Raw genomic sequence first — 11,558 nt, 5'->3', positions numbered from 1 at the left:
ACTTAAGTTAAGAGTTACCCACCATAGCATTTTAGACTCTCTTGAGAGAATTATTGACCATGACTGACACCGCAACTCTTCGCCCTCAAAACTCCATTTTAGAGACCAAACAGCGCCTCTCGCAATCTCTCCTTTGGCAACTGCAACGGGATTTTTTCGATCGCGAAGGAATGGGAGCATGGAATACAGGAAAAGTCCCTCACTACGCTACTAGCAATCCTTTTATTGCCAAGGCTTACGGTAAAGTAGTCACGGGTTTTCTGCGAGACTATCTCACAGAAATTGACACAATCCAACCCATTTATATTGTCGAATTGGGGGCAGGTTCCGGACGCTTTGCTTATCACTTTCTCAAACAATTTTTTGAGTCTCATCGTAATTCTGCCCTCAAAGAGATTCCGGTTAAATACATCATGACGGATTTTGCCCAAAGGAATATCGATTTCTGGCAAAATCATCCGGCTTTACTTCCTTTTATTAACGAAGAATTACTCGATTTTGCTCGCTTTGATATCACACAAGATAACACGATCGCGCTACTGCATTCTGGCGAAATTCTCGATTCTCAAACTCTGAAAAATCCTCTCATTGTCCTCGCTAACTATTTTTTCGATAGCATTCCTCAAGACTTATTTTCTATCCATAACGGAAAACTCTACGAGACGTTACTCACTCTCAGCACACCCGAAAACCTCAGCGATCTCGAACTCTTAGAAAATCTCCAAATTACCTACACCGACGTAGAAATTGAAAGCGATCGCTGTTATGGCGATCCCGCTTTTAACCAAGTTCTCAAGGATTACCAAACCCGTTTAAAATCCACAGCTTTACTCTTCCCTTGCACTGCCTTAAACGGCTTGAAAAACCTGCGCCAACTGAGCCGCGATCGCCTTCTTTTCCTCTCTGGTGACAAAGGCTACCATCGAGAAGAGAGCTTGGAAGGACGAGGAAAGCCTAAACTCACTTTTCATAAGGGTTGTTTTTCCTTGATGGCTAATTATCCCGCGATCGCTCGTTATGTCGATCGTGAAGGCGGAATCTCTCTGATGCGCTGCGATCGCCATCGCAGTATTGCTATTTGTGCTTTTCTCTTCGGGTCTCGAGATTATCTGGAAACTCGCCACGCCTATCAAACCAATATCGAGCAATCCAACCCCGATGACTTCTTCATCTTAAAAAAAGCCCTAGAGCCTCACTTCAATACCTTAAATCTGCAACAAATTCTTGCTTATCTACGTTTTAGCGGTTGGGATTTCAAACTCTTTTTAGGTTGTTTTGATAACCTCATGATACAAGTCGAAAATATCTCGGAATCCTTGCGCCAAGAACTTTACCAAGCCATTGAAAACATCTGGGAAACTTACTATTTCATTGGCGAAGAAAAAGATATTCCCTTTCATCTGTCCATGCTGCTCTACAAAATGGGTTATTATGCTGAGGCGATCGCCTATCTCGATCTCTCTCTCCAATTGTACGGTGAAGATCCCGGTATACTCTACAACCAAGCAAAGTGTTACGCACAATTACAAGCTTGGGAAAAAACTTTAGAAACTCTTGAGAAAGCCCTAATACTCTATCCTCAATTTGAAGCCGCACAATTCTTAAAAACTGAAATAGAAACAGCATCCCACCTCAAAGTTAATCAGATAGGATGAGTGATTCAATATTAGATCGCGTTAATTTGCTCTTTCGGGTAAAGTTAACCTCGCATTTATCTATCTTATCTAAAACTATTAAACCCTGATCTGACAATCGCAATTTAAAATAACTCATGGAAACGACTCAACAACAAAACTGGTACTGGGAAAATCAACAAATTCTGCGTCGAGAAGTGGATCGCGTAGGTGAGATTTTAGAATGTTATTTGCAAGGCAAAACCCTCTCACGGCCAGAGCCAGAAACCCTTCCTTCGACATCCACCCTCGCACAGCTTTGCGATCGCTTCAATCTCTCTCCTTTTGAACGGGATATTTTACTCCTCTGTGCAGGGATGGAAATTCACCCTCATTTTCATTCCCTCTGTGCCAAAGCCCAAGGTAACACCCAAAAAAATTATCCTTCTCTCGGTTTGGCACTGTCTATCTGTCCCAATGCCCAATGGCGAGTGCTTTCTCCGCAAAATCCCCTACATCGCTGGCAACTCATTGAAGTGACTCCCGGAGCTTCCCTGACTCAAGCTGCCATCCACATCGATCGCCGCATTCTCTGCTACCTTTTAGGAGAATCCGCCACAGACGAACGCTTGACGGGATGGCTTTATCGGATTCCGCGCGAGAATATCGCCGCTCTTTCTCTCCCTTCTTCTCGTGCCGCGATCGCCGAACAAATTGCCGCCGCATGGTCGAATTCTCATCAGAGTGAGATCCAACCTCTGATGCAACTCTGCGGCCACGAGAACAGTGCTAAATACGAAATTGCTCGAGATGCTTGCGATCGCCTTGATTTCAGCCTCATTCTCCTGTCGGCAACGAATTTACCCACAGCAGCAGAAGAATTGTATCACTTGCGACAACGTTGGGAGCGAGAAGCAATTTTGAGCAATGCCGTTCTTTTGATCGAATGTGACGGCATCTCCAATAACGATACGGCCAAAGAAACCGCCTTCTTACAATTTATCGAACAGTTTCACACCCCCGCGATCGTCAGTAGCGAAGAGCGCAAAACTTTCCCTCATCGCAATGCGATCGCGTTTGAGATTACCGCTTTACCCTATGCTGAAAAACGTCACTTATGGGAAACACACCTCGGAACGAAGAAACAAGAAATGAACGGTTATCTCGAACCTCTCATCGCTCAATTCAATCTTGACAGACAAACCATTCAAGTTGCTTGTGCATCCATGCAACATCCCGAAGTCGATCTCAAAACGCATCTATGGGAGTTTTGCCGCTTGCAAGCTCGTCCTCGTTTGGACAACTTAGCACAGCGCATCGAATCTACCGCTACTTGGGAGGATTTGGTTTTACCCGAACGGGAAAAAAGCATTTTGCGCGATGTCTCTGCACAGGTGCAACAGCGTTTTCGCGTTTATGAAGAATGGGGGTTTTCCGGTAAAGGTCGTCGAGGATTGGGTATCAGTGCCTTATTTGCCGGGGCGAGCGGGACTGGTAAAACCATGGCCGCCGAAGTCATTGCCAAAGAGTTTCGCCTCGATCTCTATCGCATCGATCTCAGTGCGGTGGTTAGCAAGTATATCGGCGAAACTGAGAAAAACTTGCGACGCATCTTTGACGCGGCTGAAGCAGGGGGAGCCGTGTTACTCTTTGATGAAGCAGATGCTCTCTTTGGTAAACGCACTCAAGTCAAAGATAGCCACGATCGCCATGCCAATATCGAGGTGAGCTATCTCTTACAACGGATGGAAGCATATCAAGGTTTAGCGATTCTCACTACTAACCTGAAAGATTCATTAGATCAAGCCTTTTTGCGTCGCATTCGTTTTATTCTTAACTTTCCTTTCCCGAAAGCCGATGCGAGGAGCGAAATTTGGCGGCGAATTTTCCCGAAACAAACCCCTACCGAAGGGTTAGATTATCAGAAATTGGGACAATTGAGTGTAGCTGGGGGAAATATTCGTTCCATTGCTCTCAATGCGGCATTTTTGGCGGCGGATGCAGGAGAGTCAGTGATGATGAAACATATCAAACAAGCAGCACAAACTGAATATCTAAAAGTTGGTCGCAGTTTGACCAGTGCTGAAATACAAGATTGGGTTTGAGTTAGTTAGAATTCTCCACAAACATAGCTTTTCTCTCGACTTTTGTTATCGAGAAAGCCCACTTCGATCGCGCATTTCTGTCCTTCGCGGGAAAACTCCCATTGATATACGATCTTTTCTTGTTCTTGCGACGGCTGACCTAAAATTTGCCGGACTTGCGTGTCAGTCATTCCATTTTCTACCCGTTCAAATTGTGGAGGAGTCTCGCCACTGGATGCGATACCAATTCCACTCAAGCGATCGCCTTGAAATTCTCCCTCAAAAGTTGACCCGTCGGCAGTTTCCCAAGTATAAATGCGATCGCGCCGTATTTCCCGACCCGGAGAGCCTAACAAAGCAACGACCTCTTGATAACTTATCTCCTCAATGCGATCGTAAGCTCGTCTCGCAGAATTTTCCTCCTCTTCAGAAGTATCCGGAGAAAGTTCTTCTTCGGGAAGCAAGGTAGAGGGGGAAGCCGGGGTAGCGGGAGGTGGACAATTTGGCTCCCAACCCGAAACTCGCGCCCCGGAATTTTGTAAGCTGACGAGATGGACGAGGAAAGTCCTCAAAATCCCTTCATTAAACGCGATCGCATTTCCCAAAATTCTCTCATCAAACGCGATCGCTCCTTCCCAAAATTCTCTCATCAAATGCGATCGATCGCATTTGATGAGACAGAGACAAGTTATCGCGATCTCTTTCAACCTTTCAAAAAACGAAATGATAATACCAGAAGGTAGAATTCGCAACATTGGTGTGGAAGTGCGATCGCTGTTTTTGAAACGGCAAAAATCAATTTGTTTTATTGTTTGAGTTTCACACAATCTTCCACAAACTCATCGCAGAGCGATTGCGTCACATGACCCATTGCATAAAAATGAACGAAGCGATCGCTTTTTACTAAGTTATATTTTTCATAGAGTTGTTGTTGAGAGAACCAAGAAAAATAAGCATTAAAGGCAGCGAGAGGAAAAAATATAGCCATGCCAAAAGGATGACGATAGACACTTTTTATTCCTTGTTTTTGTAAGCAATTCACGACATAACTTGCTCGCTCCAGACAAGTTTTGACCAGATTTGCGATCGCGTCTTTGTCCATTGCTGCTAAACGAGCAAACACGACTAAAGCACGAAATCCATCGCGACTGCCATAGAGAGTAATATCTTTAATATTTCCCAAATAAGAAACCTCATTAACTTGTTTTTTAAAATCACAAATTATCTCTTTACGACAGAGAAAAACGTTGGCTGGCATTGGCGAACCTAAAATTTTATGTACGCTAATCGTCATGGAATTAATATCAGGATTTTTAAAAGTATAATGAGGAGCAGGACAAGCTAGATCTCGATCCATAAAAGGAATGACTAGACCTCCTAAAGCCGCATCGACGTGCAGATAAAAATTACATTGTTTTTGTTTGAGAATTTCTACACATTCATCAATGGGATCGTACATTGCTGTCATCGTTGTTCCCGCAGTTAAGATTAAAATGATAGGCTCACGATCGCTAATTTTTTCCTGAAAATCGAACAAATCTAATTGTTCGTGTTCTCGTGTCTTGATAATCTTGATTGTTTGAAAACCGAGAAGCTGAGAATATTTATAAATACTGTAGTGAGAACTATCTGGGAAAACGAGAGTTGCTTCTGGATGGAGCGTTTTTCCGATCCACATACCTTGCAAATTTCCTAAAGAAGAGCCACCTCCTACATATCCCCAGCAGTTTTCCTTCGCAAGGTTTTGGTATTCGGCAAAACATTCGACAACTTCTCTTTCTTTATCTAAGGTATTAGGAAGCGGACAGCGATCGGGTAAAAAACAATCGCCTAAATTATTATTTAATTGTTCTAAATAAGGCTGTAAAAGATTCCCCAGATCGGGAAATCTTTCTAAATTCACTTGAATACCAGTATAGTATTTATTTTGTCGATCTAATTGCTGTCTAGGCTGAGAATGAGCGATTTTTTCTTGGGACAGAGGAAAATCTCGATCGATTTTTGTGAGTTTCATCTTGTTTCTTTAAGCCTGAGTTAAGTTTAAAGATCAATTTTAAATCATATCTCTATCATTTTAGCAAGTCTCCACCAAACGCGATCGCATTCCCTCAAAAACTCTACCCAATTCTTGCTAGACGTAAAGTGAACTCTGGTAAAATATCTTCTCCAGATAATAATGAAGGATTATCTAAGAATTCTACCTCTTTACTTTGCCGATAAATTTCAATTTTTTTGGTTTTTGGGTTAATCAACCAACCCAATTGTGTACCATTCTCTAAATATTCTTCCATCTTTTTCCGAGTATCTTTTAATGTATCGCTGGGAGACATTAACTCTATTACAAAATCTGGACAAAGAGGCAAGAATTTTGTACGTTGTTCAATAGGAAGTGCATCCCATTTTTCTAGAGGAATCCAAGCTGCATCTGGCGATCGATCTGCACCATTAGGTAATTTAAAACCGGTAGAAGAATCAAAAACTTTACCTAATTGTTTTTCCTCATTCCACAACCACAATATCGCTGTAATTCCAGCGTTACGATTGCCTGTTTCTCCTCCTGCTGGAGACATAATAATCAAGACTCCGTTAGCATTGCGTTCAAAGCGAATATTTTTATTTCTAACACACAATTGGTAATATTGTTCGTCTGTAAGATTCACGGTTGCCAAGTCGAGAGTCAAATTAGTCATCTTAACTCCTAACAATTTTAGGTCTATCTGTAATTATAGTCGCGATCGCACCACGAAGATCGCCGTTCTCGATCGCACTTCCTCAAAATTCTCTCAGTAAATACGATCGCACTTCCCAAAACACTCTCAGCAAACGCGATCGCACTTCCCTCAAAAATTCCTCGATCTGGTAAAATAACACTAGGAACTCCTATCTGAGATAAAAGCCATGCAAGTTAAAGACATGACAGTAGAACAATTACAGGATTTAATTCGGCATACAGTCGAGCAATGTTTAGAGGAATATTTTGGCGATCCTGATGAAGGTTTAAACGTTCGTGATGCAGTAAAACAACAACTTTTAGAATCGTTACAACAGACAAAAAATAAGCAGTCTAATCATTCTTAAGTTGCCTAGGAAAGTACAGTAAAATGACTTATTCAGTTGAGTTAACCGATAATGCTGTACGAGATCGAGAAAAATTGGGTCAGGTTATGACAGAACGCATCGATCGCAAAATTAATTGGTTGGCTGAAAATTTTGAACAAATTACACCGCAAGCATTAACAGCAAATTTGGCAGGTTTATTTAAGCTAAGAGTGGGAGATTATCGAGTAATTTATTCCTTTAATTCTGAGTTGAAACTCATTGCAGTTCACAAAATTGGTCATCGTCGGGAAATTTACGATATTTGAATAGGCGATCGCATCTCTATCATTTTAGCAAGTCTCCAGCAAAGGCGATCGCATTCCCCAAATCTCCTCATCAACAGCGATCGCACTCCTCAAAACTCTCTCAGCAAAGGCGATCGCATTCCCCAAATCTCCTCATCAACAGCGATCGCACTTCTCAAAACTCTCTCAGCAAATGCGATCGCACTTCTCAAAACTCTCTCAGCAAAGGTGATCGCACTTCCTAAAACTCTTCTCAACCAACGCGATCGCACTTCCCCCAATCCTCTCAGCAAACGCGATCGAGAAGTTAATTCTCTTTTTCAAGACTTACGCCCTCTGCTAAAATCAGTTACGAGTTGTCCTGTAAAACTGAAATACCTAGTACAAGAACATAGTGGGTTTTCCCGTCATAATCCCATGCTTCTGTCAGTTGCAGCCGATCATTCTAAATCCGTCCCTGCAATATCTGCGGAGCTAAAACGCAATGCTGATGAAGAAGGTGGTTCTGCTAATGAAGAATCTCACTTCACCATCTATACTCAGGGATTACAAGAATCCTTCAACTTTAAAGTCGATGAGTATACACTGTCGATGGCAACTCAGTCTTTCCTCAACACCATGCTTAATCTCTGCAAATCAGACTCTGCAAGTAGAATCTGTGGTGTGTTTTATGCAACTGAAGCAGGAGCTATTCCAGAACTGAACTGGAACTCGTTCGCGATCTAGTCGACTCATACTCAGAATCTCGGCAAGATAGTTATGTTTCAGAAAGATTGAGCCACTTTTTCGATCTACATCTCAATGGTGTGGAACAAGAACATAAAGATGGTCTGGGAATATTTATTGACCAGCATGAAGATTACGATCTTAACGTACAGCAAATCCATGAAGGTTTCATTGATGCCTTAGCAACCATGAAAATTTGGTGGACAAATCTAATTGAAACTGATTTAAACTGAGTGAAAGCATGATGGTTTCTATTAAATCATATAGATCGCCCAAAGTAGAGGTTCGAACAAATAGTATTTCGGGTAGAGGTCTGTTTGCTAAAGATTTTATCTTCAAGGATGAGGTTGTTGCCATCAGATCTGGTCATATTGTGGAAGTTGAAGAATCTCTCAAATTAGACAAGAGCATTGGAGATTTTAGCCTTCAAATTCACGATAATTTTTGCTTGTGTCCTCGTTCGGTTGATGAGGTTGACGATATCGTGATTTTCTTAAATCATTCATGCGATCCTAATATTGGTATGAATGGAGAAACAATCTACGTAGCCATGCGGAATATCCAACCTGATGAAGAACTGTATTATGACTATTCTATGGCTATGACACATCTATACTATCTTGACTGTAACTGTGGAGCGAAGAACTGTCGAGGAGTTATTACTGGCCAAGACTGGACAAATCAAGAACTTCAGCAGAGATATGGCTCTTACTTTTCCTCTTTCATTTTGAAGAAAATCAAGTCAATCTCTGAATAATACTTGGAATCACGTATAGCGTTTCTCGATTTACCGAAGTACATAAAAAACACCCAAAAGCCTTGTTTTTGCTCGATTTAACTGTACTCCATCTATTTGAGAAACGCTATATATAAAATTCTTCAGATTTTTGATATGAGGATTAAGTATGAATGCCTTTATTTCTGGAATATGGCTTGGTTTTTCCTTATTGGTGGCAATTGGAGCACAAAATAGCTTAATTTTAAGACAAGGCTTAAGGCAAGAATATGTTTTTATTGTGTGCCTTATGTTTGCTTGTTCGGATGCTATTTTAATAAGCCTTGGTATTTCTGGCTTTGGGGTTTTTGCCAAAGTAAATCCTTGGATAGAAGAAATTGCCAGAGATGGTGGGGCACTGTTTCTGATAGGTTATGGCCTTCACAGTTTTTGGCTAGCTATCAAATCATCTGATTCTTTGCTTCCAGACACTGATGCAAACACATCTCTTTCCTTAATCATCTCAACATGTCTTGCTTTTACATGGCTTAATCCACATGTATACTTGGATACAATGTTCTTAATAGGTTCTGTGTCTACATCTTACTCCGATCTGAAGATTCAATTTGCATTAGGAGCGATCTCGGCATCATTTATATTCTTTTTTGCTCTAGGTTATGGAGCAAGTAAGTTAGCACCAGTACTCAATAATCCAGTATCATGGAAGATTATTGAGATCGCAATAGGGATTATTATGTTTCTAGTTGCAATAAGTCTATTTTTATAACAGAAATAGAACAATCATTAAATTTCTAGGTATATTTTATTATGGAGAGGGAGTCACCTTTAACTATCTCTCTAAAGTTTATCTCTTATTCAATTCCCTCAATCCGATCTTCCACCTCCTGATACAACTCCCGCAAACGGTCTAAATTCTCCTCCAAACCTCCCAGCAAAGGCGATCGCATCTCCCTAAAAATTCTCTCAGCAAATGCGATCGCATCCAACAATTTTGCGATATTATGAAAATAGTAAATTAGAACTGAAGCATTTTATGGCAACTTATACCGAGGTACTCCATCAAGTTCACGATCTTTCCCTCATCGAGCAAATTCGACTTTTTGAGGAGTTGAAAGCGATCGTTCCCACTCCTGTAGAAGTGGAAGGAACAGATGAGGTTATTTCTCCAGAAGAAGTTGCAATGAGTGATGCAGCTTGGCAAAATTATATTAGCGGACGCGATCGCGGTATCTCTTCAAAAGAATTAAAACATAAACTTTTTGGAGAGAACAAGAACGGTGATTGATTATGTTTTGCTTAAGTCAGCAGAACGCTATTTATCGCGAATGCAACCTGATGACCAAATTCGTATTATCAATGCGTTGGATACTTTGTTAGAAAATCCTACTTTATTAGATATTAAACTCCTCAAGGGTCGTCCTGAATCTCGATTGCGTGTAGGAAAATATCGTGTTCTGTTTAAAGAAGATTTAGAAAATCAAGTCTATCTTATCACGGCAATTGGTCCGCGTGGAGATGTTTATAAATAAACGCGATCGCATCTCCTCAAATCCTTCCCAGAAACGCGATCGCACTTCCCAAAATTTTCTCAACTAATGCGATCGCATCTCCCAAAACTCTCTCAGCAAAAGCGATCTCGCTCCTCAAAATTCTCCCAGTAAATGCGATCGCACTTCAAAAAAACTCTCTCATCTTGAAGATTTACCAAATTTTAGCTAATTTTAAAATAAAGCCGGGTAAGATATTTTCTCCTGATAGTGTGGAAGGGTTTTCTAAAATTTCTACTTCTTTACTTTGTCGATAAATTTCTACTCGTCGTTTTTTGCGATTGATAAGCCATCCTAATTTTGCCCCATTCTCTAGGTATTCCTGCATTTTTGCTTGAGTCGCCTTCAAGGAATCGCTAGGAGACATTAGTTCTACAACAAAATCCGGACAAATATTACTAAATTTTTCTCGTTCTTTTGGAGGTATTTTTTCCCATTTGTCGAGAGGAATCCATGAAGCATCAGGGGAACGTTCTGCACCATTAGGTAATTTAAAACCCCCTGAAGAATCAAATGAAATCCCTAATTCATTAGTATCTGACCAGTTAAATAATTGTTGTGTCAGCCTTCCATTTCGATTACTGGTTTCATCACCTGCGGGGGACATGATGACTAAATCTCCATTAGCATTACGTTCAAAGCGAAGATTTTGATTTTTAGTACACAACTGATAATATTGCTCATCAGTCAGGTTGACGGTTTCTAGGTCGAGAGTCAAATTGGCCATCTTAACTCCTAACAACTTTAGGTCTATCTGTATTATAGTCGCGATCGCACTGCTGAGGATCGAGAAAGCGCGATCGCACTTCCCAAAATTCTCTCATCAAATGCGATCGCACTTCCTCCAACATCTTCTCATCAAAGGCGATCGCATTTCATCAAAACTCTCTCATCAGAAACGCGATCGCACTTCCTCAAACTCCTCTCTGTGTTAGGATTGAGATGTCGTCAAGGCACAATTTGAGGATTTATGTTTTTAAGGTACTGTGAAGCCGCATTAAAGCAAACTCGATATAAACAATTAGAAGATGAATCTTGGTTTGCTGAGATTGAAGGATTTGAGGGAGTATGGGGAAATGGTGATACAGTAGAAGAATGTCGCACGGATTTGTTAGAGGTTTTGGAAGAATGGATACTTTTAAAGTTAAGAGATGGCGACTCTCTACCAATTGTTGATGGAGTAGATTTGAAAATTGTTGAGGAGGTAGAGGTTTAAAAATGCCTTCCGTTATTTCTCGCAAAGAGTTGATTCGTAAATTTAGAGCATTAGGTTATACGGGACCGTATTCTGGAGGAAAGCATCAGTTTATGACAAAAGGCGAACTGAAAATTCGCATTCCTAATCCTCATAAAAGTAAAGATATTTCAGTGGGTTTAGTTAAGGAAATTTTGCGACAGGCTGGAATTAGTAATGATGAATGGGATAATGCTTGAACCATGCGATCTCACTTCCTCAACAGCCTCTCATCAAACGCGATCGCACTCCCAAAAATTCTCTCTGCAAATGC

18 protein-coding genes are annotated in these 11,558 nt (G+C 41.0%); 13 read left to right on the top strand and 5 right to left on the bottom strand.

The genetic code is table 11. The annotated features are described in order from the left end of the window. The first annotated feature begins 59 nt into the window (after nucleotides 1-59). Nucleotides 60-1,655, top strand: a complete 1,596-nt coding sequence (locus AC6RV6_RS00355) for a tetratricopeptide repeat protein (RefSeq protein WP_500237983.1) — start codon at nucleotides 60-62, stop codon at nucleotides 1,653-1,655. A 116-nt stretch (nucleotides 1,656-1,771) separates the two neighbouring features. Next, nucleotides 1,772-3,718: an ATP-binding protein gene (locus AC6RV6_RS00350; RefSeq protein WP_500237981.1), complete on the top strand. Its 1,947-nt coding sequence runs from the start codon at nucleotides 1,772-1,774 to the stop codon at nucleotides 3,716-3,718. 5 nt (nucleotides 3,719-3,723) lie between these two features. Here the strand turns inward: AC6RV6_RS00350 and AC6RV6_RS00345 are convergent, their stop codons facing one another. From AC6RV6_RS00345 to AC6RV6_RS00335, 3 genes are all read right to left on the bottom strand, one after another. After that, the gene (locus AC6RV6_RS00345; protein ID WP_500237979.1) at nucleotides 3,724-4,347 is read right to left on the bottom strand and encodes a hypothetical protein; all 624 of its coding nucleotides are present in this window, start codon (nucleotides 4,345-4,347) and stop codon (nucleotides 3,724-3,726) included. A gap of 155 nt (nucleotides 4,348-4,502) precedes the next feature. Beyond that, nucleotides 4,503-5,711, bottom strand: coding sequence for a pyridoxal-dependent decarboxylase (locus tag AC6RV6_RS00340; RefSeq protein WP_500237978.1), 1,209 nt, complete (start codon nucleotides 5,709-5,711; stop codon nucleotides 4,503-4,505). A gap of 103 nt (nucleotides 5,712-5,814) precedes the next feature. Beyond that, nucleotides 5,815-6,387 (bottom strand): Uma2 family endonuclease, encoded by a 573-nt coding sequence (locus AC6RV6_RS00335; RefSeq protein WP_500237977.1) that lies wholly within the window; start codon nucleotides 6,385-6,387, stop codon nucleotides 5,815-5,817. 208 nt (nucleotides 6,388-6,595) lie between these two features. On the opposite strand from AC6RV6_RS00335, the gene AC6RV6_RS00330 reads away from it, so the two are divergent. The 9 genes from AC6RV6_RS00330 (at nucleotide 6,596) to AC6RV6_RS00290 (ending at nucleotide 10,032) form a co-directional block, all read left to right on the top strand. Beyond that, a complete protein-coding gene (locus AC6RV6_RS00330) occupies nucleotides 6,596-6,775 on the top strand; it encodes a hypothetical protein (RefSeq protein WP_500237976.1) in 180 nt (59 codons plus the stop codon). 23 nt (nucleotides 6,776-6,798) lie between these two features. Continuing rightward, the gene (locus AC6RV6_RS00325) at nucleotides 6,799-7,062 is read left to right on the top strand and encodes a type II toxin-antitoxin system RelE family toxin (RefSeq protein WP_500237973.1); all 264 of its coding nucleotides are present in this window, start codon (nucleotides 6,799-6,801) and stop codon (nucleotides 7,060-7,062) included. Continuing rightward, on the top strand, nucleotides 7,059-7,286 hold the full coding sequence (locus AC6RV6_RS00320) for a hypothetical protein (RefSeq protein ID WP_500237971.1): 228 nt from the start codon (nucleotides 7,059-7,061) through the stop codon (nucleotides 7,284-7,286). Before AC6RV6_RS00325 ends, AC6RV6_RS00320 begins: the two co-directional genes overlap by 4 nt. Then, nucleotides 7,270-7,767 carry a DUF3865 domain-containing protein gene (locus tag AC6RV6_RS00315; protein ID WP_500237969.1) on the top strand — a complete coding sequence of 166 codons (498 nt, stop codon included), beginning with the start codon at nucleotides 7,270-7,272 and terminating at the stop codon, nucleotides 7,765-7,767. The genes AC6RV6_RS00320 and AC6RV6_RS00315 overlap by 17 nt, the downstream gene beginning before the upstream one ends. A gap of 47 nt (nucleotides 7,768-7,814) precedes the next feature. Next, nucleotides 7,815-8,000, top strand: a complete 186-nt coding sequence (locus AC6RV6_RS00310; protein ID WP_500237967.1) for a hypothetical protein — start codon at nucleotides 7,815-7,817, stop codon at nucleotides 7,998-8,000. 8 nt (nucleotides 8,001-8,008) lie between these two features. After that, complete coding sequence (locus AC6RV6_RS00305) at nucleotides 8,009-8,524, top strand: SET domain-containing protein (protein ID WP_500237966.1); 516 nt, start codon at nucleotides 8,009-8,011, stop codon at nucleotides 8,522-8,524. Nucleotides 8,525-8,672: 148 nt separating this feature from the next. After that, nucleotides 8,673-9,269 (top strand): LysE/ArgO family amino acid transporter, encoded by a 597-nt coding sequence (locus tag AC6RV6_RS00300; protein WP_500237963.1) that lies wholly within the window; start codon nucleotides 8,673-8,675, stop codon nucleotides 9,267-9,269. Between the two features lie 204 nt (nucleotides 9,270-9,473). Next, on the top strand, nucleotides 9,474-9,788 hold the full coding sequence (locus AC6RV6_RS00295; RefSeq protein WP_500237962.1) for a hypothetical protein: 315 nt from the start codon (nucleotides 9,474-9,476) through the stop codon (nucleotides 9,786-9,788). Continuing rightward, complete coding sequence (locus AC6RV6_RS00290; RefSeq protein ID WP_500237961.1) at nucleotides 9,781-10,032, top strand: type II toxin-antitoxin system RelE family toxin; 252 nt, start codon at nucleotides 9,781-9,783, stop codon at nucleotides 10,030-10,032. Before AC6RV6_RS00295 ends, AC6RV6_RS00290 begins: the two co-directional genes overlap by 8 nt. A gap of 172 nt (nucleotides 10,033-10,204) precedes the next feature. Here the strand turns inward: AC6RV6_RS00290 and AC6RV6_RS00285 are convergent, their stop codons facing one another. Together AC6RV6_RS00285 and AC6RV6_RS00280 are read right to left on the bottom strand one after the other, a co-directional pair. Continuing rightward, nucleotides 10,205-10,777 (bottom strand): Uma2 family endonuclease, encoded by a 573-nt coding sequence (locus AC6RV6_RS00285; RefSeq protein ID WP_500237960.1) that lies wholly within the window; start codon nucleotides 10,775-10,777, stop codon nucleotides 10,205-10,207. A 1-nt stretch (nucleotide 10,778) separates the two neighbouring features. Then, nucleotides 10,779-10,901, bottom strand: coding sequence for a hypothetical protein (locus AC6RV6_RS00280; RefSeq protein ID WP_500237959.1), 123 nt, complete (start codon nucleotides 10,899-10,901; stop codon nucleotides 10,779-10,781). A gap of 119 nt (nucleotides 10,902-11,020) precedes the next feature. Between AC6RV6_RS00280 and AC6RV6_RS00275 the strand changes: the two genes are divergently transcribed. Together AC6RV6_RS00275 and AC6RV6_RS00270 are read left to right on the top strand one after the other, a co-directional pair. Then, nucleotides 11,021-11,266 carry a type II toxin-antitoxin system HicB family antitoxin gene (locus AC6RV6_RS00275; protein ID WP_500237955.1) on the top strand — a complete coding sequence of 82 codons (246 nt, stop codon included), beginning with the start codon at nucleotides 11,021-11,023 and terminating at the stop codon, nucleotides 11,264-11,266. A gap of 2 nt (nucleotides 11,267-11,268) precedes the next feature. Further along, entirely contained in the window at nucleotides 11,269-11,484 is a 216-nt protein-coding gene (locus AC6RV6_RS00270; RefSeq protein ID WP_500237951.1) for a type II toxin-antitoxin system HicA family toxin, read from the top strand. Nucleotides 11,485-11,558 lie beyond the last annotated feature (74 nt).

Source organism: Spirulina sp. LEGE 11439, from assembly GCF_059821285.1.
The sequence above is the reverse complement of the archived record's forward strand: the minus strand, read 5'-3'. Positions and strand labels throughout refer to the sequence as shown.

Coding starts and splice junctions, on each gene's coding strand:
- AC6RV6_RS00355 (WP_500237983.1), top strand. CDS start 60: ATGACTGACACCGCAACTCTTCGCCCTCAAAACTCCATTTTAGAGACC.
- AC6RV6_RS00350 (WP_500237981.1), top strand. CDS start 1,772: ATGGAAACGACTCAACAACAAAACTGGTACTGGGAAAATCAACAAATT.
- AC6RV6_RS00345 (WP_500237979.1), bottom strand. CDS start 4,347: ATGAGAGAATTTTGGGAAGGAGCGATCGCGTTTGATGAGAGAATTTTG.
- AC6RV6_RS00340 (WP_500237978.1), bottom strand. CDS start 5,711: ATGAAACTCACAAAAATCGATCGAGATTTTCCTCTGTCCCAAGAAAAA.
- AC6RV6_RS00335 (WP_500237977.1), bottom strand. CDS start 6,387: ATGACTAATTTGACTCTCGACTTGGCAACCGTGAATCTTACAGACGAA.
- AC6RV6_RS00330 (WP_500237976.1), top strand. CDS start 6,596: ATGCAAGTTAAAGACATGACAGTAGAACAATTACAGGATTTAATTCGG.
- AC6RV6_RS00325 (WP_500237973.1), top strand. CDS start 6,799: ATGACTTATTCAGTTGAGTTAACCGATAATGCTGTACGAGATCGAGAA.
- AC6RV6_RS00305 (WP_500237966.1), top strand. CDS start 8,009: ATGATGGTTTCTATTAAATCATATAGATCGCCCAAAGTAGAGGTTCGA.
- AC6RV6_RS00300 (WP_500237963.1), top strand. CDS start 8,673: ATGAATGCCTTTATTTCTGGAATATGGCTTGGTTTTTCCTTATTGGTG.
- AC6RV6_RS00295 (WP_500237962.1), top strand. CDS start 9,474: ATGCGATCGCATCCAACAATTTTGCGATATTATGAAAATAGTAAATTA.
- AC6RV6_RS00285 (WP_500237960.1), bottom strand. CDS start 10,777: ATGGCCAATTTGACTCTCGACCTAGAAACCGTCAACCTGACTGATGAG.
- AC6RV6_RS00280 (WP_500237959.1), bottom strand. CDS start 10,901: ATGTTGGAGGAAGTGCGATCGCATTTGATGAGAGAATTTTGGGAAGTG.
- AC6RV6_RS00275 (WP_500237955.1), top strand. CDS start 11,021: ATGTTTTTAAGGTACTGTGAAGCCGCATTAAAGCAAACTCGATATAAA.
- AC6RV6_RS00270 (WP_500237951.1), top strand. CDS start 11,269: ATGCCTTCCGTTATTTCTCGCAAAGAGTTGATTCGTAAATTTAGAGCA.